This window comes from Gabonibacter massiliensis (assembly GCA_001487125.1).
Lineage (GTDB): Bacteria > Bacteroidota > Bacteroidia > Bacteroidales > Marinifilaceae > Gabonibacter > Gabonibacter massiliensis.
The window spans coordinates 870,801-893,126 of the sequence record LN913013.1; the positions used below are offsets into that span (position 1 = coordinate 870,801).

Sequence of the window (22,326 nt, forward strand, 5' to 3'; positions counted from 1 at the left end):
TGTAACATTCGTAACGGGGATAAAGGAAAAGATAACGAACAAATATAAAACACCGAAAATAAGCAGGTTATATTCGATATTTCATCTCATCCTTTCTCTTTTTCCACAACTGATAACTATTAATACCGTTCTGCCACAACACATAAGCAGCGGGCCCTATCGACGAAAGAGGAGATAAATAAACTTGCGCCATCCAAATCGCCAGTATTGTGTTCTTCTGTCCTAACCCTTGTCCCCCGGCAATCACCTCCCCGTAGCGCTTTCCGAAATAACGCCCGAGCATAAACTGTAAGCAACAAAGAACTAATGCCGCTAATCCTATCCTTATCTCTTCCCATAAATTTACATCGCTTTGTTCCACGATAAAAGAGACCGTTTTACCCGTCACAATAGTCAGCCCCAAGCTCCACAGATAGAAGGATACACTTTGATATCTCTTCAGTTTACGATGAACCAACGGAATAAATCTTTCCAAAACCCATGCCCCGGCCAAAGGTAATATCAACAAAGGAACAACCTGTCTACAAATGGTACAAAAAGAATCCCAAAAAGGGACATCCTGATGAGTGCCGATAAAGGAAAAAACAAAAGGCGAAATACAGGCAACACAAAGATTACTTATCAATGTATATGCCGCCAAACAAGCCACACTTCCTCCTAACATCCCGGTTATCACCGTAGCGGCAACAGCCGTCGGCGCCAGAACACATATCATCATTCCTTCCGCCAACAAAGGGTCGAAAGGAACGATTAAAACGTAGACGACAAAGCTCCCGACCACTTGAACACCCAACAACCGAAAATGTAAACGAGAAAACGTCATATCCCTGAAAGCCAATCGACAATAGGTAATCAGCAACATGCAAAATATGAGGCAAGGAGTCATCGCGGCTAATTTACTGAAAAAGGGATAAAATAACCCTCCTATCAACATGGCCAACGGCATCATCCAAATTTTTAAACGTTGTAACACGACAGTAAATTTTATACTGCAAAGGAAACGATTATAATTGAAATCTTAAAATAAGATACAGCTCTGTCTCGATAATAATACATCCGCAATTCTACAATACAAACGTTCATACAAAGAAGATTTACGTCGGGCGTAAGCTTTACAACCGTTCATACAGTTTAGAAATTGCATATCGTTAATTCGGTGAAGAGTAAATCCCGGCATGACCTCCCAAGTCTCCGGAGCTGATTTTTCATCCCAAAAGAAATGAAGTGCAATCTCCGGGTGTATTCGATGCCAAGCTATAATATCTAAAACATAACCACTATTAAGCATATAACCATGAATATACTCTCCTTTCACCGGCTTATATTGAAGTACCTCTTTCCTCAATAGAGGCGGAACAACGGTTACGCAAGCTCTCGGTGCAGGGGGAAAGGAGTAAAAAGAGAGTGCTAATTTACGAACCGCTCTTACCGATGTCAACCGGGTAAAAAAACGTAAAGAAGCCAATTCCAAGCGGGAAATACGCGGAAAGACATAATCATCATGCAAAAACATATACTGATGCCCTATGCAAACCAAAGGAATATCCGGCGGCGTAAATAAATAAACCAACCCCGTCAACAACTCGTAAAAATTCAGTACCATATCAGGTTGTAACTCCTCCAGCCTGCGATGGATCAACCGCATACTTTTGACGAAAACCGGTAACCTGCCTATATTAAAATAAATGCTTTTGGATAAAGAAGGACGTTTATTTTGCACGGAAGGTAAAAAATTCGGACTTTCAAACGTCAACACGGGTACATCGATCTTCTGGAGAAAAAAATCCGGAACCTGCCGTGCTTCGCTTTTCCCGATCAAAACTTCAACAACTTCATCTCCCCGCCTCGTCAACATCTCCCGCATAACAAGAGCTTGAGTGAAATGTCCCCGTCCTTCTCCCTGAATGATAAAAACAAAACGCATACGAATCCTATTAAGCCGTGATCTTGAACGTTTCTCTTTCCATTTGCATGCCGGTACTCGCCTCGTAACTGTATATCTCCCAACGACCGTCAGGATACTCCAACAAAGCACTCAACGATTCGACCCAATCTCCGGAGTTCAAATAATGAATATTCCCGTAATACCTGTCCGCGGGTTGGTGAATGTGTCCGCAAATAATACCGTCAAAATGGCGACTCTCCGCGATAGATGACAGCTCTTTCTCAAAATCGGAAATATAAGAAACAGCAGATTTTACCCTGTGTTTAATCGATTGGGAAAAAGAATAATAAGGTTTACCCCGTTTCCGTCTGTACTGATTAAGGATACGATTCATCCACAACAAAAAAGCGTATCCGCAATCTCCTAATTTCGCCAACCAAATCATATGGGTCGTAATATGATCGAAAATATCACCGTGAGTCACATAGTATCGCCTCCCGCAAGAAACGTGAATATAATCTTTTACTACCGAAACATTGGACAAGGTCAACGGGGTCAATTTGTCTAAAAAGTCATCATGATTCCCACGTACATAAATCACTTCGGTTCCGTAATTCTCCATCATTTTCATGATGACCTTGATTAGATTCGTGTAGGATTGCTTCCAACGACCGAACGGATTCCGTTGTAATTTCCAACCGTCGATGATATCACCGTTCAATATCAATTTACCACAATTCACACTTTTAAGGAAATTGGTCAGTTCTTCCACTTTCGAATGTTCCGATCCTAAATGTACATCTGACAGGATCACCGTTGCAAATTTTAATCTGTTTGTCATAATTTCTTTTATCTTCTCCGACAAAAAAACAACCATTTTGTTACGAACAGATGTAGAAACAATGACTATACCGTGAAGTTTATCCCTCATACACCATCACGAACTCCTCGCATCCCGTCATTTCATCGATTTGTCGTCTTAACACCTTAAAACCATGCCATTCATAAAATGCAACCGCCGAAATATTCTTCGTGTAAACATTCAACTCCAGTCGTTCATATTTTCTCTTTACCCATCGCATCAGAGCATCTCCTATTCCCATTTTTTGCCGGTCGGGTCTCACGAATAAAGCCGCCATATAATTTCCGACCAAAGATACGAAGCCATCGATCTCCCCGTTTTCTCCCTCATGTATCCAGGTCTCACTCGAAGGCAAATAGAGATGCTTCATTTTCTCGACCTGTTCCGACCAAAAAGATTCCGGAATAAAATCGTGAGCAAGAGAAGAGGCTTCCAACCATATTTTCACGAGGACATCCTCGTCCGGAACCGTATATTTACGAATCATATTACTTCTTTTATCAGATAAAGATAATAATTTTTCGTATGTTTGAAGATCAAATCTCAATTCATTTTATGTATGATCCTGACTCAGTCTATCATTGATTTTATAAAACTCCACGAAAACGATAACACGGATAAATTATTACTCTCGGCCTCTAAATACCCGGAAATCAACATGCCTGCAATCGTGGACCAAATCATAGCCAGAAGGCAAATAAAAGATAAATTACCCTCTTGGCACGCTTGCCGGGAATTATTTTATCCTTCCCGTCTGGCTACTGAACAATGCTCTTCCGAGATCACGGCAGAATACAAACAAAAACTGACTCGAGGAGAGACATTATGCGATCTTACCGGCGGTTTAGGGGTAGACTCATTCTATTTTTCGAAACAAGTAAAGAAAGTGATTTACGTGGAACGGTCTCCCCATTACTGTGAAGCGGCAAAACACAATTTCAGCCTATTACAGGCGAACAACATACAAGTCTTAAATCAGGAGGCAGGAGATGTTGCCGAATCCGTCAAGGTAGATACCTTTTACATCGATCCGGCTCGGAGAGCGGAAGGCAACAAACGGGTATTCGCTTTATCCGAATGCGAACCGGACGTACTGCAATTAAAACCCCTTTTGTTAGATCATGCCAAACGGGTTATTATCAAGATCTCACCTATGGCTGATATTATGGAAACGCTAAGGCTTTTGCCAGAGACGACAGAAATCCACGTACTTTCAGTCAAAAACGAATGTAAAGAACTTTTATATGTGTTGGAAAACGAAAAAAAAGATGTTGACCCCATCGTCTCCACATTAAATATCACTTCTACCGGAGAGAAACAACTTTTCGACTTTCAACTTTCTGCAGAAAAAGAGACAACGATAATCTTCACTTCGCATATTAAGAAATTTTTATATGAACCCGACAGTTCCATATTAAAGGCCGGAGCTTTTAAATTACCCGCGAAACGTTTTAATGTAGAGAAGCTGCATCCACACAGTCATCTCTATACTTCCGATCTGTGGATTGAAGAGTTTCCCGGGAGAAAATTCGTCGTTGACAAGGTCTTCGATTTCTCCGGAAAAGGATTAAAACAGCTCTGCCGAACTATTCCACAAGCCAACATAACGACAAGAAATTTCAATTTATCGGTAAAAGATTTACGTCAAAAAAGTAGAATCACGGAAGGTGGCCATGTATACTTATTCGCAACCACCTTACACCCGAATACCCCCATTCTTATTCAATGCCGTAAATAAATTCCAAAACCATCGCCATCTTCAACTTTTTATCCTAATACTCGTATCATCGAAAAGAACGATAATTAGAAAAAAGATGAAAATAAAAACGGGACAAGGAACCATTTCCTTATTTACGCTACTGGCCATTTATTCCATATCCATGGTAACTTCTTTACCGGGCTTGGCCATTTCTCCTATACTCGGATCCCTCGAAACCATTTTTAAAGGGGCAAGCGATCTGCAATTACAAATGTTGGAATCACTTCCCTCCTTTATCATCGTCCCCTTTATCCTTTTAGCCGGCAGGCTATCCATGCATACGAATCAAAAAAAGGTCTTAATCATCGGATTAAGCATATTTTTCGGATGCAGCATCATCTATCCATTTGTAAAAACCCTAATTTTACTACTGATAATCAGCGCATTATTAGGCATCGGCGCCGGAATGGTTATTCCTTTTTCAACCGGTTTGATCGCAAATTATTTTACAGGTAAATATCGAACTAAACAATTAGGTATAGCCTCTTCCATAACAAACATCACGTTAGTCTTGGCTACCTTGTTATCCGGTATTTTGGCCAATATTAATTGGCATTATTCCTTTTTGGTCTATTGCTTATCGGGGATATCCCTTTTATTTGCCTTCAAGCTGAAAAACGATCCGGCACCCGTTTCCAAACACTCGTCGACACCACACCGATCTTTTACTCTTCATTGGCCGGTCGGTCTAATGCTATTCTATTACCTCATCACGATCTTAGCCTTAACGATTCCATTCAACTTAGCTCTTTACATGGAAAACCTACACATCGGAAAATCCGATATGTCCGGAAGCCTCATTTCAGTATTCTTCTTATCCATGACACTTCCCGGTTTTTTCATAAATAAAATCATATCCTGGTTTAAAAGCTACACGAATTTTATAGCAATGGCTGCCATCACATCAGGATTAATTTTATTTGCATTCAAAGGTGATATATTTACCCTCGTCTTAGGCGTGACTTTAATCGGTTTGGGATACGGTTGCATGCAACCCGTCATCTACGATAAAACAGCCAACAGTTCTCCCCATCCGACCTACGCCCTCGCTTTGGTCATGTCGATGAATTATATTGCCATTATCACCTATCCATTCATAATTAGGGCATTGGAAAACTTATTCTCGACAGATTCATCCTATTTCCCTTTTTGGTTAAATATGTTTATCAGTGCTGCTTTCACCCTGTTTGTCTACTTCCGCCGAAAAACAAAAACGGTAGGAATTTCTCCAGACGAATGGTAAAACTTTGTCAAAGTTAAATATTGTGAGGAATTAAACCTTCATCCCTGTTTCCCGTACTTACTTTGAAATACAAATAAAGCTTAGTAAACTATAAAACAATATTCTAAATTAATTAACCAAACTTCAATTTAAATTATGGCAACAAATTCAAACAAAAAGAGTTCCGTAGCAAAGCTCAGCGTCATGACTTTAGCAATCATGAACGTAGCAGCCGTAGTAAGCCTTCGGGGACTACCTGCAGAAGCAGAATACGGATTAAGCTCCGCATTTTATTATTTGTTTGCAGCTATCGTATTTCTTGTTCCAACGGCCTTGGTCGCCGCCGAATTAGCTGCAATGTTTTCACAAAAGCAAGGTGGAGTTTTCCGTTGGGTCGGCGAAGCTTATGGAAAACGATTCGGTTTTTTGGCAATTTTTCTCCAATGGATCGAGAGCACCATATGGTATCCGACGGTATTGACTTTCGGAGCCGTATCCATTGCTTACATAGGAATGAATCCTGCAGGAGACGCACTATTAGCTTCTAATAAAGTCTTCACCCTGGTTACCGTGTTAATTATCTATTGGGTCGCCACCTTTATCTCGCTAAAAGGATTAGGATGGGTCGGTAAAGTTTCCAAGATAGGCGCCATGGTCGGAACTATCATCCCTGCCGCCCTATTGATTATTTTCGGAATCATCTACATCTCAACCGGGGGGCATAATTACATGGACATGAGTCAAGGCTTTTTTCCGGATTTGGCAAATTTCGACAATTTGGTATTAGCCTCGGGTATCTTCCTTTTTTACGCCGGTATGGAGATGATGGGTATTCACGTGATGGACGTAACTCCTCCTGCTGCCAAAAATTATCCGAAAGCCATCTTCATCGGTGCCGGTATTACCGTTTTAATCTTCGTTTTAGGAACCTTCTCTTTAGGTCTAATCATTCCTGCAAAAGACATTAACCTGACACAAAGTTTATTGGTGGGATTTGACAATTACTTGAGATACCTTCATTTGAGCTGGGCTTCTCCCATTATCGCCATTGCCTTAATGTTCGGTGTGTTAGCAGGAGTATTAACTTGGGTTGCCGGTCCGTCAAAAGGTATTTTTACCGTGGGTAAAGCCGGATACTTACCTCCTTTCTTCCAAAAAACAAACAAAATAGGCGTACAGAAAAACATCCTATTCGTACAGGGAGGAATTGTAACCATTTTGGCCCTACTATTCGTCGTTATGCCATCTGTTCAATCCTTTTATCAGATCCTTTCCCAATTAACGGTACTTCTATATCTAATCATGTACCTGTTAATGTTTTCGGGAGCCATTGTACTGCGTTACAAAATGAAAAAAGCAGAACGTCCCTTCGCTATCGGTAGAAAAAGCAACGGTTTGATATGGATTATCGCCGGACTCGGATTCTGTGGAGCCTTACTTGCATTTATATTAAGCTTTATTCCGCCTTCCCAGATCAATACCGGTAGTAACACCGTTTGGTTCTCCGTTCTGATCATCGGGTGTATTGTTGTGGTTGCGACCCCGTTCATTATTTACGCGGCACGAAAACCGTCATGGAAAGATCCGAATGCAGACATCGAACCTTTCCATTGGGAAGAAGCTCCTGCCGTAGCGGCAACTTCAACCCAACCGACGACAAGCCAAAGTACACAAACAAATAGTACGACACCGGGCACAGACAAAAATTAAACCAAACTAAAAACAAGCACATGAAACAGACTATCAAATTGTCAGACCTTAAGGCGGTTGTCGCCGAGGCTCATGAAAAACTAAAGGGAATGAAGGGAGGAGCCAACGCAGACTACATCCCGTTCTTGGCAAAAATCGATCCTAATCTGTTCGGAATAGCCATATCTCTCCCTTCCGGAGAAATCATTGAAGCCGGAGATACCAATTATGTTTTCGGTATCGAATCCATTTCGAAAGTACACACGGCCATCCTGGTATTACGCCAATACGGAGCTGAAGCCCTATTGGAAAAAATCGGAGCCGATGCAACCGGACTACCTTTCAATTCAATCATGGCAATCTTACTCGAAAAAGATCATCCGAGTACTCCCTTGGTAAACTCCGGGGCCATTGCTGCTGACAGTATGGTTAAACCCGTAGGAGACAGTAATTCCAAATGGTCTGCCATCATCGATAACATGACTGATCTTTGCGGCAGTGAGCCCATTCTGCAGGATGAACTATACAAATCGGAAACAGCCACCAATTTCAACAACCGTTCTATTGCCTGGTTACTCAAAAATTACGACAGAATATATGACGATCCGGATATGGCTCTTGATCTTTATACCCGTCAGTGCTCTATGGGCGTAACGGCCAAACAACTGGCTATTTCGGGATGCACCATTGCCAATAAAGGTAAAAATCCGGTAACGGGCAAACAGGTATTCGATGAGAATCTGGCCCCGCAAATTATCTCCCTAATCGCAACAGTCGGCTTCTACGAACATACGGGAGACTGGCTATACACCAGCGGAATCCCGGCCAAGACCGGAGTAGGCGGAGGGGTTATGGGAGTTCTTCCCGGTGCATTCGGTATTGCCGCTTTTGCTCCGCCATTGGACGAAGCCGGAAATTCAGTAAAAGCTCAGGCTGCCATTAAATACATCGCTCAAAAACTAAAAGTAAATGTATTCAATGGAAACAGTATAGAAATTACGGAATAATTAATTACCAGCTTTGCGGTAAGAATTCATTTTCTTGTCGCAAAGCTGATCCATAAATCTTATCTTATACATGATACCTAAAAGTAAAGCATTAGAGAAGTTTCTAAATGCACTTGTCCTAATCGGAAGTATCGCTATTATTGTAGTGATTTCGATCGAATTGCTATCTACTCAAAACGTATTAAGTGAACGATTTATACTTCATTTTCATCTATTGGTCTGTTCCATATTCTTAGCAGACTTCTTTGTTCGCTGGTATACAGACGGATGGAGCCAACGTTTCTTTTTCAACAACCTGTTTTTCTTATTGGTTTCCATCCCTTATCTAAACATCGTCCATTCCCTGACGACAACGATCTCTCACGGCTTGTGGTTGACACTAAGACTGATACCTTTGGCCAGAGGGATATATGGAGTATCGCTTATCGTGGGATGGATGAGCCGCAGTAAGGTCACCAATTTATTCGCAACCTACTTGACGATTCTATTTACGACGATCTATTTCAGCAGCATCCTTTTTTTCTTCATGGAACACGGAGTCAATCCTATGGTTAAAAACTATTGGGATGCTTTCAACTGGGCTCTTATGAATGTCACTACCGTAGGCTCCAATATCTTCGGTGTCACGAAAATAGGACAATCCCTCGCCGTCATTTTAGCCGCTGCCGGCATGATTTTCTTCCCCATCTTTACCGCTTACGTCACTACTAAGTTTCAAGCTAAACGAAAAGGAGTGGAAAATAATTAACCAACTAAACGGAAACGGTTCTCAAGGCACATTTTTAAACCTCGAGAACCGTCTCTCCTACCGATTAACAAATCACTTCGCAAGGAGTGATTTTTTCATTCTGACAATGTCAGTCAGGTAATCTTGAAGATCCTGTTCGTGCTCTTCCTCTTCAGCCAGAATTTTTTTCACGATATCGCAGGTTGTAAAATCTTTACCGTCCGTAAACTCGGCAATTTCCTGATACCTCAAAATTGCGCAACGCTCGGAAGCGACATTGTCTTTTAACAGACTGACTGAATCGAAGTCTTTTGGAGTAACATATTTACATTTTGCCAGTTTAAACCAATTTTCAGGATTTAAAACAGGTTCTCCTTCCAACTCCATGATGCGTTTAGCTATCATTTGAGCGTGTTTGCGCTCTTCCTCTGCGTGCTCTTCAAACTCCCCTTGTACATTGGCACGCATAGTACCTTCTACTACTAACGCACCTACCCAATACTGGTAATATGCCAACCACTCTTCAGACAATGCCGCATTCAATTGAGAAATCAAGCATTCTACATCCAGCTTTCCTTGCAGGATTTTTACACTTTCTTTAGCCATAATATTCGTATTTAGTTTTTTATATATATAACGGACAAGCAAACATTTTGTTTGAGCAACCTGTATTTTTAACAAATACCCCATAGGGGCGGTTCTCGGTGTTTATTTTGACTCCCAAGAACCGTTCCCGGAATATAAAAAGTAAAACCCCATCGAAGAGAAAGATTCTTGATGGGGTATTTTCAGAACAGAATAATTATTTGGTCTTACCTACTGTGGTTAAAACCTCTTGGTTTTTGGGGCATCTTCTTATTCCAAAGAATAGCACTGTTCGTGGGTTCTTCCAGTTTATTCAACTGATCCACGCAACGTTTCATATCTTCCATCAACAAATCCGCCAAATCGAAACCTGTTCCCTGACGAACAACAACGCGCATGATAACCACATCCTCCATATCCTTAGGCATAGTATAGGCCGGAACCTGCCAACCTTCCACATGGAGGGCATCGGACAAATCATACAAGGTCCATTTTCGTTTGGGATCATCTTTCAACTTCCAAATAAACAGCGGATTCGGCATTTCATTGCTGAAAAATTCGAATATCCCCATATCTTGCAATCGTTTTTTCAAATATAAGCATACATTCAAACAATTCTGTTGTATTTGTCGATAACCTTCCCATCCCAAACGCAAGAATTGATAATATTGAGCCAATACTTGATTTCCGGGACGAGAGAAGTTAATTGAAATACTCGGGATATCAGCACCCAAATAATTCACTGCAAAATTCATCTCTTGAGGCAGATATTGCTTATCCTTCCAAACAACCCAACCTACACCCGGATATACCAGACCAAATTTATGACCTGACACACTAATAGAAAGTACCCATTTCAATCTGAAATCCCAAACCGTTTCCGGGTCGATAAAAGGATGTATAAACCCACCGGTTGCCGCATCCACATGGATACAAATCTCCCAACCTTTTTCTGCATTCAATTTATCAAGTGCATCGTTGATTTCCTTCACGTTATCGTTCAAACCCGTAATCGTAACTCCCTGGATCGGAACTACACAGATGGTATTTTCATCACACATTTTCACAACCTCCTGCGGGTCAAGTGTGATCTTATCCATCGTAACCGGTACCATACGCATTTCCACGTCCCAATAGATAGCAAATTTCTCCCATACGACCTGCATACAAGTTGAGATAATGAAATTCGGTTTATCGATAGGAAGCCCTTTCGCCTTCCGACGTTTTTGCCAACGCTTCAAAGCCGCTATACCTCCCAGCATACATGCTTCAGATGACCCGACGGTACTGGTTCCCGTACAATATGGTTTTTCCGGTGAATTCCACAATTTGGCAATAATATTCACGCAGCGACGCTCAATCTCTGCCGTTTGAGGATATTCCGTTTTATCGATCATATTTTTATCCATATTCTCGGTCATAACCCTACGAGCATAATCATCCATCCAAGTAGAAACGAAGGTAGCCAGATTCAAACGGGAATTCCCGTCTAACATGGCTTCATCGTGAACGATTTGATAAGCGACCTCTCCAGGCATAGAAGTTTTGGGCATCTCGTATTTCGGAGCAACACGAGCTTCTTCCGATGTTCCAAAAATAGGCGTGTTTGGATTTTCTGTTTTCATAACTAATTGTTTTTAATATAATGTAACATAATGAATTAACGAGTGGCATTTCTTGACGCTCGTTAATAGTTACGGGTTATTCTATCGAAAGTTTCGGCTCCTCACAATATTTAACTACACTTGCACTTTGCTTTGTTACCTCATGCTTTTTTAATAAAAAATGGCTTAAAGAAACCTTGCCTTACCTCTGGAGAAAAGGAACCTAAATTCCGAAAACAGATCACTTGTATTTTCGGAACCTTCCCACCTGATTTTCAGTATAAACATAGAAATTGTCTAAATGAAATAAAAAACATTTTATGGAAGAAAGTTTTTTAAAGCTTATCGAACACAGTATAAAAGAGCATTGGAATTTACCCTCTCTTTCCGATTACCAGGGGGCAAACCACACGTATAAAGATGTTGCCAGAAGAGTGGAAAAATTACATATCTTATTTAAAGAAAGCGATATCCATCCGGGAGACAGAATTGCTCTATGCAGTCGGAATACAGCCAATTGGGGGATTGCTTTCTTAGCCGCATTAACTTATGGAGCTGTTGCCGTCCCCATTTTAAACGAATTCAAACCGGATACCATCCATCACATCATCAACCATTCCGGAGCACGTCTACTTTTTGTCGGGAAATCGGTATGGGACGAAATAGATCACGAAGATATGCCTGACCTGGACGGTATATTAGCCATGTCCGATTATTCGGTAATTTTTTCCAGAAATAATAAACTGGAAGAGACCAATACTCGTTTAAACGAACTATTCAGACAAAAATATCCGGAACGTTTTACAGCCGAGGACGTCTTGTATCGTGTAGACGCTCCGGAAGAGTTAGCCATGATCAATTACACGTCAGGAACAACCAGCTCCCCGAAAGGAGTCATGCTCCCGTATCGAAGCATGTGGTCAAATTTAAGGTATGCTTTGGATCAGATGGGATATAATCCGGGTGAGAAATTGGTATCTATCCTAACCATGGCTCATATGTACGGACTGGCGTTCGAGTTCATCTATCCGTTTACCAGTGGCACGCACATCTATTTTTTGCAGAAAATGCCATCCCCTAAAATACTCAACGAAGTGTTTACCGAAATACGTCCTCACCTTATCGTGGCCGTTCCTCTTATCATTGAAAAGATAATCAAAAAAAGAGTCCTATCGCAATTGGATAAATTTCATATTAAACTCATGCTAAAAATTCCGGTTTTAAACGGAAAGATACGTCACAAAATCAAACAAAAAATATTAGATGCTTTCGGAGGTCGATTCAAACTACTTGCTATCGGAGGAGCCGCCCTCAACAAAGAAGTGGAAGCCTTTTTGCATTCTGTCAAATTCCCCTACACGGTAGGCTACGGCATGACCGAATGCGGACCGGCCATCGCTTTCGACCATTGGGATACCTTCCGCCCTACCTCTTGCGGGAAGGTCGTAGATCGAATGGAATTGAAAATAGCCTCTTCCGATCCTGAACACGTCGTGGGAGAGATTCTTACCCGCGGAATGAACGTAATGGACGGTTACTACGAGAACCCTGAAGCCACAAATGCCGTATTGGACTCGGACAAGTGGTTGCATACGGGCGATCTCGGCATCATAGATAAAGACGGTTATCTCTATATCAAAGGACGTAGCAAAAACCTGATCCTGGGACCGAGCGGCCAAAATATTTATCCGGAAGAGATTGAAGATTACCTGAACGTCATGCCTTATATCGCAGAATCTTTAGTGATCGAAAGAGAAGGAAAACTAATCGGATTAATATACCCGGATTTCGAGGCTATGAAACAAAATAAAATATCGGAGGAGAACCTATCCCGGATTTTGGAGGAAAGCCGGAAACAAGTGAATCAACAGCTCCCGTCCTATAGTCAGATAGCCCGTATCATGATTCATAACGAAGAATTCGAAAAAACACCGAAAAGAAGTATCAAGCGTTACCTGTATCAGTAAAAAGTCAGTTTGCAAAACTTACACATTTCAAAGATATGGAGAATTACCTATTTTTTATTATCTTGCCGTAATGACAGGTTCTTTTCATTTCGGTATAGAATTTGTCTGTCATAAAAACGGGAAAAACAACTAAAATTAAAAACTATGAAAACAAGAAAAAGCATTTTAATTATTGGGATACTTATTTTTTCCTCTTTTGTAGTAACGGCAAGAGAGAAGAAAGCCAAAGTGGACACAGCCGCTTTTAACCGCATCGTGGAACTCGTGAAAAGTAAAATTTTTTACATCACTCTTGACGATGCGTTCCCGAGCGGAAACAGCAGTATCGTAATAGATTCCAAATACGGGAAAAAAACAATCGGCGGAGAAGGTCATGTTTCTTTAGCAATGAATCAAGGAGAGATCTTTTTAATGGACACGATCGCTACCGGAAAGCTTCCGTTCTTTGGCAGAGCTTACTCTGTCCCATACGGTGAGGGGGGGGGCATCGAATTCGAAGAGGCAAAGTTGCTAAACGAATCATTAAAGGTTATTCAAAAACGAAAAAAACAATTTATAATGTACTCTTTTCAGGTTAGAAACCGAAACGATATCTTCTCCTTTTACGTGGAGATTTATTCCAACGGGCATTGTAGCGTAAAAGTCAATAGTAACAAGCGAGCTTCGATCTCTTATAGCGGGAAAGTATCTTCCATTCCAGAAGACAAAAAGGCTATTTATATGAAATAAGAAAAGGGCTTAAAGGCCCTTTTCTTAATTCTTAAAAAAACTCATCTCTTGCGTTATCTGAAAATAATTTCCTAAATTTGAATTCTATATCATCATATAATGCAATGGAAGAAAGTTTTTTATTCTATATAGAACAAAGTATCAAAGAAAATTGGGATCGCCCGGCTTTAACAGACTACAAAGGGGTAAATTGCAGTTACAAAGACGTAGCTCGAAAAATCGAAAAACTACATATCCTTTTTGAAAATGCAGGCATCAAAAGAGGAGATAAAATTGCCTTATGCGGTCGTAATTCGACCAATTGGGGAATCGCTTTTTTGGCCACTCTGTCTTATGGAGCGGTAGCTGTCCCCATTTTAAATGAGTTCAAAACGGATAACATTCACAATATCGTGAACCATTCCGAAGCTAAGTTATTGTTCGTGGGAAGTGTCGTTTGGGAAGGATTAAATGAAAATTCCATGGAGCTTTTAGAAGGGATTATCAGCATGGAAGATTACTCTTTACTTATTTCTCGCAGTCGTTCTCTTACGGAGGCCCGCCATAGACTGAACGAATTTTTCGGGAAAAAATATCCGGAACGCTTTAAACCGGAGAACGTTAATTATCAATACGACAACTTGCAAGATCTGGCTGTCATCAATTATACCTCTGGGACAACCAGTTTCTCGAAGGGAGTGATGCTTCCGTATCGAAGCCTATGGTCGAACTTGAAATTTGCTTTCGGTGTTTTCGGCAAACTTCCGGAAGAACGGGTCATCTCCATGTTACCTATGGCTCATATGTACGGTTTGGCTTTCGAATTCATTTACGAATTCGCCAGCGGTGCGCATGTTTTCTTCTTAACTCGAACTCCCTCACCGAAAATCATCGCGGAAGCTTTCGCCACGATAAAGCCGAATTTAATCATTTCAGTACCGCTTATAATTGAAAAGATCATTCGCAAAAAGGTTTTTCCTACATTGGAGAAGCCGATTATGAAGTTATTATTGAATCTTCCTCTTATAGATAAAAAGGTAAAACAATCTATCCGACAAAAAGTTATTGACGCTTTTGGGGGCAATTTTAAGGAACTTATTATCGGAGGAGCAGCTCTAAATAAAGAAGTCGAAGAATTTTTACGTTCCATCGACTTCCCTTATACCGTCGGATACGGAATGACAGAATGCGGTCCTATTCTTTCTTACGACGGATGGGAAACATTCAAAAAAGGCTCTTGCGGAAAAGCAGCCCCGCGCATGCAGTTAAAAATCGACTCTCCCGATCCGGCCCATATCGTAGGTGAAATATTAGCCAAAGGGGATAACCTGATGTACGGCTATTATAAAAACGAAGCGGCAACCAAAGCGGCTCTTACACCCGACGGATGGTTGCACACGGGAGATTTAGGTCTGATAGACTCCGACGGTTACCTCTATATCAAGGGACGCAGCAAAAATATGATCTTGGGCCCGAGCGGTCAAAACATATACCCGGAAGAGATAGAAGATCAACTCAATAACCTACCATACGTTGCAGAATCCATCGTAATAGAAAAAGAAGGCAAACTAATCGCTTTGATTTATCCGGATTTTGAAGCAGCAACCGCAGATCATAAGGAATCAGAAGAGAACCTTACCACAATCATGGAAGAAAATCGTCTGGAGGTCAATAAAACACTTCCGGCTTACAGCCAAATAACGAAAATGAAAATCTACAATGAAGAGTTTGAAAAAACTCCCAAACGTAGTATCAAACGTTATTTGTACCAATAAAAATATCTCCCGGTTACTCTAATCCGGGAGATATTTTTTATAGAAAAACGTAAAACTCATTTTTATAGCAAACAATTTACCGTCGATTTTATCGCGTTAGAAAATCTATACCTTCAAATTTCACTATCCCGCAAATTATCTATCGCTCTTCTTTCAAAAACAAGGCCGCATTATCCGAACACTCAGCTATCAATCATGTATCTACGCTCTAAAAAGCAGCCCGTTATTAAAAATCATCTTCTATATTCCGATTCATTCCTCCGAACGGAGTATTGCAATATTACATCCGAAAATAAAATAAATAGAGTATTATTGCGTCTATAATATATTAATTATTCCTATATTTGCAAAATGTATTCCAACTTAAACAACCGCTTAGATGAATCGATATATCATCAACTCAACACGCTATTTCTTAATTACCATCCTGTTCCTCTCATGTATCAAAGAAGTCGATCTATCTAAAAGAGATGAAGAGAAAAAACAGGAAGAGCAAGAAGAAACCGTTTACATTTATCCGTTTAAAAAGGAATCTCACGACATTACGGCCGAACTTACCATCAGCACAGACGGTAAAATCGATTTGAATGAGATCGAAGTCGAGATTCCTCCTTTGAAATATAACAAATCCTGGCTATTCCTTTTAACTCAAGACGACTGCAGTCAAACAGCCTATTGCAATACATGGGCGGCCATTCACGGCAAACCGTTATCCTCGAAATATTATTACGATGCGGCCCATTTAAAAGCCGGAGACTTACCCCCGGACAATTACAATCTCGGTAAAACGTTAGGCAGTACAGACGGGAACGGCAACGAGGTACGTTTCTCTTTCACGACAACGCTTGCTCCCGAATGGGAGTGGATGAACGCGAAACCTTCCGTACAAGTCGGTTTCACTAAAAACTACTATCGTTTTTATATGAAATCCGGTCTTATTTGGAATAATGTTATCGAGATGGTCAATTACGGCGTGGGCATAGCCTTTCATGATGTAAAAACGTCCATGCTCCATAACCGGGATAGTATAAAAGTACATTATAGTCTATCCCAAAAGATTATTACAGACAAACTATCGGGACGGACATGCAAGGTTTTAACGGAGCCCGACGGCAATAAAACTTACGTGGAAGCGGCATTGGCGTATGATCCGATCCTGATCATGACGGCACAAAGCGAAGCTTCCGCTTTATACCCGTTTAAAACGACAAACGACTTATATAAACAACTACTGAACAGATTCTTTTACACTACCGAACAAGCCAAAGAATACATCCGGTCCGAATTACAAAAAAGCAAAGAGGAGAGAGCCGCCATCCAGATCGGGGTTCACAAAACCGATCCCGCCTGGGCACAATTTCTTCTTTGGCTTAACAATACTTACGGAAAAGACGGAGACGATTCCGTATGGTCTCCCAGCCTGGAAGAGTACTACGAATATAATTACTACCGCATACATAGCGTCATTCGAAAACAACTCATCGGCAACACGTTGAAATTAACCGTTACACTACCCTCCAAAGCCCATTTTTACTACCCCTCCATTACCGTCAACCTGGGTCACCTGCAAAAGCAGCATATCATCTCCATCGTCTCGGGAAATACCGTTAGCGGACTATCCTATGCGGATCATAACAACGGCCTCATGCTAAACATCGATTGCCGGAGGTTCCTACCGGACCACGCCACCCATTATGTCAGGAAATACGAATCCGACAAAACAGTATCCAACCGAAACGATGCCCTTTATTTCATAAATCAACTAAAGGATTCCGATAAAAAAAACGAATTATTGAAAAGGATAAAATAGACCGAACCTCGTTATAGCGTTTGTTTTATCACTTCTTTATATTCACCCATTTCACCGCATCCGCCACGAGGTAACAAAGTCCGAGAAAATAAACCGCTGTCGGCAAAATCAACGTGATCCAGTAAAAGAAATAAACCGACATATCAAAAGAGCGAGAAAAAAACTAACATTGAGCAAAATAGAAACGGAAAACACGATAAAATTCACTAACATGAAAAAAAGAACTTCCCCAAGCAACTCCCGACCACGATCTCCACATTACCCAAGGGGCGTACATGCAGAGATTCTATTACTCCCAACCGGTTTATATTTGAACCGACAACAACGAAGCCTACAATAAAAAACAATTAAAAAAAATAAGCCGTTTTATAAGCGAGGGAGGAAGGAAACACTTGTGAAATCCGATCCATTGAAAAACGAAACAGGTCATGTAGCGAGTTTACCTCTGTAGGGGTAAATTGATAAACAACAAGTCTGACAAAAGATAAAATCGTAAATATACCCAAAAAGATATTTCTACAAGCACATTTAAACTCGTACTTCGCAGGCTTCAAGACTGAAGGATTACGATACCACCCCATCCGTTTTCACCCTTTACAAATCTCCTTGTTCCGCCATAACCGGGAGAAGCAGAATCGTCATCAATCACTTTCGGTTACAAACAGTCAGGAAAATAAAATTACAGCTAAAAAAATGTTCCGGAAACGGTCAAAAACCATTTCCCGGAACAATCATTTCCAACGAGATTATAAATTTATCTTCATTGATCAGCCAATACCGTCACGTCAAATGATACATCGGTCGTTCCTGCCGTATTTCTAAGTACTATTTTATATCTGCCAGAATCACTCGTCTTTGCCTCTTTTATAGTAACAGTTACTTTTTTCTTTTGCACTTCGATATCTCCATGATACAGATTACCATCCTTATACACCTCGCAGGTAGCCTCTGGTTGCGAGGTATATACAATATAAAAAGAAATAATCTGTCCTTCAAAACCCTTAACAACAAGAGTTTTAGGAACTTTCTCGGTTATTACAGGTTGAATCGCCGTACCCCGAAGGATTCCCTTCGTCATATATAAACCCTCCGATACCTTTACCTCTCCGTTTTTAAACCCGGTAAAACTCATAAATAACACCAAAACAAATAACAATTTCTTCTTCATGATTATGTGATTTAATTAATATATTTTACTAAAATAGATAAAATAATTGCACACGCCAACAATAATAACAATTAAATTATTGATCGTATTCAATCTTTACAACACGATGAACACTCGTACCACATTATAAAACAGTAGATTATCGATAGATTATATTTTATAAGAATAATCTCAAATTAAATATACGTAACATTCATACGCGAAAACGTTTATCATTACTCTTTGACTTTTACCCATTTCACCGCATCGGCAACGAGTCCCTGAGAATACCCTTCATTCATTTTTTTATCACTTAGTGTTACCCTTGCGTTTTCAGTAAAATCAAATATTCCAAGAGAGACCCAACATCCCAAGTCATCCTCTCCCGGAGCAACAACCACTTTATGCTCTTTTCTGCCATCAAAAACGGTATAAAAACGTGAAGTTTCTTGCTTTTTCTTTTCTGATAAAGAAGAGAATTCAATCCAATCAGGAATACTTTTCCGACCGCCACCGGCGAAGGCCGTGTAGTAAAAAAAAACCTCATACTTCCCTGCTTCAGGCAACCGAACACTCCATTCCACTTTTTGTTTACCTTCGCTAACTTCTTTATAAAGCGCACTTCGCACCGGGAAACCATAGAAATGTTCTTTAATCGTAGGCAACCAAATATCCTCACCAGTGACATGATCATAATATTTTTTACCACTCTTCTCTTTTCGGAATAGGGAGGTAATAAGATTTTCCGTTTTCACTACCCTAAAACCGGCATCCTCATTATCAACAATAATCTCATTCTCTCCCGCCGCCGGAAGAAAAACAGACGAATCTACGTTAAAGACACCAGTTGTCGTGTCTACAGATAGATAACTTGCCTCTTCCGGCTCTAATAATATCATAGCCGGAAGATTCCGAGCCAAAGGAGTACTCATACTAAAAACCGATTGCATAGGATTTATGAGAACACGTGTCCTGATCTCTCTTCCCGCACGAGGGGGGATAACCCATTTTTGATCATTATCTATTTCAACAAGCCCCGGCACGTCGCTCCTGTTAAACACCTTAAAGCAATACAACCAGTAAGCCTTTTCGGTACCTGTGATTTTGATCGCCCGAGTATCCCGTATATCGAGTAAGGGCAAACGAGCAGAGTTGTACCAACTTTCAATGAGCGAATCCAACCGGATGCCAAATGTTCGATAAAATTGGGAAAAACACTCTTCCGCTGTTGTCTCCTTAAAAAGATTGCTTGCTAAGAAGTTATGATAAAATCGACGAAAACGTTCTCGATCCACAAACAACGATATATAAGTCTGCAATTCATTATTTTTTTTACGAATGATATTTTCCAATGCTTCGGGCAGTAAGGATTTATCCTGTAAGGCATCTTTCAAGCTATTTCGACTCAAATATTCCACGGCCACACAATCTTCCGCCGGATATGTCCACGATACAGTACCCCTATTCTTACGTGATATATCGCTCAATACATCCTGCAAGATAGGATACTCCCGGGAGATAATGGATATTGTTTTCCCCTGTAACATGGGTCTTATACTGCATCCACCTTTACCGATAAAGGTTTCAATATCGTTTGCCAATCTTATATTCGAGATATAATCTACTTTCTCTTCTTCCTCAATGACGTTAGGGACCTTGAATGGGTAAGCTTTTATGGAGTAAGCTTTTTCCGGGAGAAACACGATTCCACCTTGCACTCTCTCTCCCGTCCTTTGCATCACATGCGGGAAACAATAAAAATCAACGGGAACTTCCACTAATATACCCCAACGATACGGATACTGCTGGGTAGGGTCACTAACATCTTGTCCCCTTTTGTAATAATATTTCTCTATGTAGTATTTCTTTATAAACTCCGAAGTTTGTATACACTCTTCATTTTCCAAATTCTCTTTTTTACGCAAAAGTCTTTTAGGCAAAGTATCTTCCGGTATAATATCATATTCTTCCAAAAGATACTCGTGAGCAGGATGAAAATAAAACGATACTCGCGTAGAGTCGAGCAGTACCGTTCGCTCGTTGTAGTCTCCCACGCAAAGACTGATACCCGGCATATCATGAGCAAACGCAAACTCCGTCTCACCTTTTTCTTTTTCAATACGATCACCTTGCGAGATAGCCATCAAACGAGGATCATGCTCTACTCTCAAACTGTAACGGGAAAAGTTTACGACCCTAATACCTGATTCCCCATATGGCGGCACGCACACGGGATACCAAATACACTCGGGCGTTAACAGTTTATATTTTTTACCGCAAAAAGCAGGCGAATACCCGAAACGATAGATCCCTATACCATTCACTGTCGGGCAGGTATACGCCCCCGGGGGCGTATCCAAAAAACACAAGTCATTTTCGATACCTCCCTCGTAGCGAATCAACACTTTGCAAGTCTCTCTCAAATTTAACTCTTTACCCGTGATCAATGCCTGATGATCCCTACGATAAAAAACGGTTTCCCCGTCTATCTCGAAGGAGGTCACTTTTAAACCCGGGTTCAAGTAAATAATTAAAGGTATTTTGACTGAATTCCGGTTCGTGACAGTCATCTCGCTGACTACCGAGATATTACCATTCCCAAGCTCCTTTACTCGCAAATCATTCCGTACGACCTTAGCAGCAGGAAATTTTCCTAACTCCTCGTACACCTGTTTATAAGCCTCCCGGTTATCATGAACAATCCCGTGACGAGCCTGATAAGCAAAACCCAATCCGCAGGTTACGATAAAAATACCGCAAGCAATACCTGAAATTCTCCTGAAAGCCAGCAAATGATTAGGTACTCTCGGGTAAGGAAGAACGGACAATACCAGAAAGCCGATACCGACCGACAAGGTAAAACCTCTTTGCAACAAGTAATTTTCTAAGTTCACATGCCCTGTAAAATCCGAAAACATGTTCGGGATGGAACGGGCACACGGATCAAGCAAGCCGTTTAACCATCCGGCCCCGTCGTAAATAATAATTCCCGAGAAAGCAGGCAGGAGCAGCATACTGATCCCCGGATGCCGCACAAAACGAGTCACGAGGTAACAAAATCCGAGAAAATAAACCGATGTCGGTAAAATCAACGTAATCCAGTAAAAGAAATAAACTGACAAATCAAAAGAACGAGAAAAAAAACTAACATTGAGCAAAATAGAAACGACAAACACGATCAAATTCACTAACGTGAAAAGAAAGAGCTTCCCCAAAAAATTCCCGATCACGATCTCCGTGTTACCAAACGGGCGTACGTGAAGAGTTTCTATTACTCCCAGCCGGTTTATATTTGAATCGACAACAACGAAGCCAACAATAAAAAACAATTGAAAAAGGTTAAAAAAATAAGCCGTTTTATAAGCCAAGGATGCAGGAAAAACTTGTGAAATCCATTCCATGGAAAAACGAAACACGTCATGTACGGAATTAACCTCTGTCGGGGTAAATTGATAAATAACAAGCCCGACAAGAGATAAAATCGTAAATATACCGAAAAAGATATTTCTACGAGCACATTTAAACTCGTACAGGGCTATTATAAAAATATTACGTTTATTCATAATGACCGATCTCGTT

The 22,326-nt window shown here is 40.7% G+C and carries 17 protein-coding genes; 9 read left to right on the top strand and 8 right to left on the bottom strand.

Features of this window, described 5'->3' with window-relative positions; translation table 11 throughout:
* Positions 1 to 67: 67 nt before the first annotated feature.
* The 4 genes from BN3283_RS07965 to BN3283_RS07980 form a co-directional block, all read right to left on the bottom strand.
* A complete protein-coding gene (locus BN3283_RS07965; protein ID WP_059026308.1) occupies positions 68 to 973 on the bottom strand; it encodes a bile acid:sodium symporter family protein in 906 nt (301 codons plus the stop codon).
* 45 nt (positions 974 to 1,018) lie between these two features.
* Entirely contained in the window at positions 1,019 to 1,924 is a 906-nt protein-coding gene (locus BN3283_RS07970) for a glycosyltransferase family protein (protein ID WP_059026309.1), read from the bottom strand.
* A gap of 10 nt (positions 1,925 to 1,934) precedes the next feature.
* Positions 1,935 to 2,726 (bottom strand): UDP-2,3-diacylglucosamine diphosphatase, encoded by a 792-nt coding sequence (locus BN3283_RS07975; protein WP_059027214.1) that lies wholly within the window; start codon positions 2,724 to 2,726, stop codon positions 1,935 to 1,937.
* A 79-nt stretch (positions 2,727 to 2,805) separates the two neighbouring features.
* Positions 2,806 to 3,234, bottom strand: a complete 429-nt coding sequence (locus tag BN3283_RS07980) for an N-acetyltransferase (RefSeq protein ID WP_059026310.1) — start codon at positions 3,232 to 3,234, stop codon at positions 2,806 to 2,808.
* Positions 3,235 to 3,306: 72 nt separating this feature from the next.
* On the opposite strand from BN3283_RS07980, the gene BN3283_RS07985 reads away from it, so the two are divergent.
* The 5 genes from BN3283_RS07985 (at position 3,307) to BN3283_RS08005 (ending at position 9,172) form a co-directional block, all read left to right on the top strand.
* A complete protein-coding gene (locus BN3283_RS07985; protein ID WP_059026311.1) occupies positions 3,307 to 4,485 on the top strand; it encodes a THUMP-like domain-containing protein in 1,179 nt (392 codons plus the stop codon).
* 76 nt (positions 4,486 to 4,561) lie between these two features.
* Entirely contained in the window at positions 4,562 to 5,749 is a 1,188-nt protein-coding gene (locus BN3283_RS07990) for an MFS transporter (RefSeq protein WP_059026312.1), read from the top strand.
* Between the two features lie 135 nt (positions 5,750 to 5,884).
* On the top strand, positions 5,885 to 7,438 hold the full coding sequence (gene gadC, locus BN3283_RS07995; RefSeq protein WP_052634823.1) for a glutamine/gamma-aminobutyrate antiporter GadC: 1,554 nt from the start codon (positions 5,885 to 5,887) through the stop codon (positions 7,436 to 7,438).
* Positions 7,439 to 7,458: 20 nt separating this feature from the next.
* A complete protein-coding gene (glsA, locus tag BN3283_RS08000) occupies positions 7,459 to 8,424 on the top strand; it encodes a glutaminase A (RefSeq protein WP_059026313.1) in 966 nt (321 codons plus the stop codon).
* A gap of 70 nt (positions 8,425 to 8,494) precedes the next feature.
* Positions 8,495 to 9,172 carry an ion channel gene (locus BN3283_RS08005; RefSeq protein ID WP_059026314.1) on the top strand — a complete coding sequence of 226 codons (678 nt, stop codon included), beginning with the start codon at positions 8,495 to 8,497 and terminating at the stop codon, positions 9,170 to 9,172.
* Positions 9,173 to 9,244: 72 nt separating this feature from the next.
* Here the strand turns inward: BN3283_RS08005 and BN3283_RS08010 are convergent, their stop codons facing one another.
* Complete coding sequence (locus BN3283_RS08010; protein ID WP_041504371.1) at positions 9,245 to 9,757, bottom strand: ferritin-like domain-containing protein; 513 nt, start codon at positions 9,755 to 9,757, stop codon at positions 9,245 to 9,247.
* A 206-nt stretch (positions 9,758 to 9,963) separates the two neighbouring features.
* Entirely contained in the window at positions 9,964 to 11,361 is a 1,398-nt protein-coding gene (gene gad, locus BN3283_RS08015; RefSeq protein ID WP_041504370.1) for a glutamate decarboxylase, read from the bottom strand.
* Positions 11,362 to 11,660: 299 nt separating this feature from the next.
* Here gad and BN3283_RS08020 point away from each other — a divergent pair, with 299 nt between their 5' ends.
* The 4 genes from BN3283_RS08020 to BN3283_RS08035 all read left to right on the top strand — a co-directional run bounded on the left by BN3283_RS08020 (position 11,661) and on the right by BN3283_RS08035 (position 17,600).
* Positions 11,661 to 13,307, top strand: a complete 1,647-nt coding sequence (locus tag BN3283_RS08020) for an AMP-binding protein (protein ID WP_059026315.1) — start codon at positions 11,661 to 11,663, stop codon at positions 13,305 to 13,307.
* Positions 13,308 to 13,451: 144 nt separating this feature from the next.
* The gene (locus BN3283_RS08025) at positions 13,452 to 14,036 is read left to right on the top strand and encodes a DUF4251 domain-containing protein (RefSeq protein ID WP_059026316.1); all 585 of its coding nucleotides are present in this window, start codon (positions 13,452 to 13,454) and stop codon (positions 14,034 to 14,036) included.
* Positions 14,037 to 14,140: 104 nt separating this feature from the next.
* The gene (locus tag BN3283_RS08030) at positions 14,141 to 15,790 is read left to right on the top strand and encodes an AMP-binding protein (RefSeq protein WP_059026317.1); all 1,650 of its coding nucleotides are present in this window, start codon (positions 14,141 to 14,143) and stop codon (positions 15,788 to 15,790) included.
* Between the two features lie 379 nt (positions 15,791 to 16,169).
* Positions 16,170 to 17,600: a polysaccharide deacetylase family protein gene (locus BN3283_RS08035; RefSeq protein ID WP_059026318.1), complete on the top strand. Its 1,431-nt coding sequence runs from the start codon at positions 16,170 to 16,172 to the stop codon at positions 17,598 to 17,600.
* A 760-nt stretch (positions 17,601 to 18,360) separates the two neighbouring features.
* Here BN3283_RS08035 and BN3283_RS08045 read toward each other — a convergent pair.
* A complete protein-coding gene (locus tag BN3283_RS08045; RefSeq protein ID WP_041504362.1) occupies positions 18,361 to 18,768 on the bottom strand; it encodes an immunoglobulin domain-containing protein in 408 nt (135 codons plus the stop codon).
* A gap of 215 nt (positions 18,769 to 18,983) precedes the next feature.
* Positions 18,984 to 22,310: a hypothetical protein gene (locus BN3283_RS08050; protein WP_059026320.1), complete on the bottom strand. Its 3,327-nt coding sequence runs from the start codon at positions 22,308 to 22,310 to the stop codon at positions 18,984 to 18,986.
* Positions 22,311 to 22,326: the final 16 nt, after the last annotated feature.

What these genes read in the sequence shown, in the direction of transcription:
- BN3283_RS07970 (WP_059026309.1), bottom strand. Translation starts at nt 1,924, where the DNA reads ATGCGTTTTGTTTTTATCATTCAGGGAGAAGGACGGGGACATTTCACT.
- BN3283_RS07975 (WP_059027214.1), bottom strand. Translation starts at nt 2,726, where the DNA reads ATGACAAACAGATTAAAATTTGCAACGGTGATCCTGTCAGATGTACAT.
- BN3283_RS07980 (WP_059026310.1), bottom strand. Translation starts at nt 3,234, where the DNA reads ATGATTCGTAAATATACGGTTCCGGACGAGGATGTCCTCGTGAAAATA.
- BN3283_RS07985 (WP_059026311.1), top strand. Translation starts at nt 3,307, where the DNA reads ATGATCCTGACTCAGTCTATCATTGATTTTATAAAACTCCACGAAAAC.
- BN3283_RS07990 (WP_059026312.1), top strand. Translation starts at nt 4,562, where the DNA reads ATGAAAATAAAAACGGGACAAGGAACCATTTCCTTATTTACGCTACTG.
- gadC (WP_052634823.1), top strand. Translation starts at nt 5,885, where the DNA reads ATGGCAACAAATTCAAACAAAAAGAGTTCCGTAGCAAAGCTCAGCGTC.
- glsA (WP_059026313.1), top strand. Translation starts at nt 7,459, where the DNA reads ATGAAACAGACTATCAAATTGTCAGACCTTAAGGCGGTTGTCGCCGAG.
- BN3283_RS08005 (WP_059026314.1), top strand. Translation starts at nt 8,495, where the DNA reads ATGATACCTAAAAGTAAAGCATTAGAGAAGTTTCTAAATGCACTTGTC.
- BN3283_RS08010 (WP_041504371.1), bottom strand. Translation starts at nt 9,757, where the DNA reads ATGGCTAAAGAAAGTGTAAAAATCCTGCAAGGAAAGCTGGATGTAGAA.
- gad (WP_041504370.1), bottom strand. Translation starts at nt 11,361, where the DNA reads ATGAAAACAGAAAATCCAAACACGCCTATTTTTGGAACATCGGAAGAA.
- BN3283_RS08020 (WP_059026315.1), top strand. Translation starts at nt 11,661, where the DNA reads ATGGAAGAAAGTTTTTTAAAGCTTATCGAACACAGTATAAAAGAGCAT.
- BN3283_RS08025 (WP_059026316.1), top strand. Translation starts at nt 13,452, where the DNA reads ATGAAAACAAGAAAAAGCATTTTAATTATTGGGATACTTATTTTTTCC.
- BN3283_RS08030 (WP_059026317.1), top strand. Translation starts at nt 14,141, where the DNA reads ATGGAAGAAAGTTTTTTATTCTATATAGAACAAAGTATCAAAGAAAAT.
- BN3283_RS08035 (WP_059026318.1), top strand. Translation starts at nt 16,170, where the DNA reads ATGAATCGATATATCATCAACTCAACACGCTATTTCTTAATTACCATC.
- BN3283_RS08045 (WP_041504362.1), bottom strand. Translation starts at nt 18,768, where the DNA reads ATGAAGAAGAAATTGTTATTTGTTTTGGTGTTATTTATGAGTTTTACC.
- BN3283_RS08050 (WP_059026320.1), bottom strand. Translation starts at nt 22,310, where the DNA reads ATGAATAAACGTAATATTTTTATAATAGCCCTGTACGAGTTTAAATGT.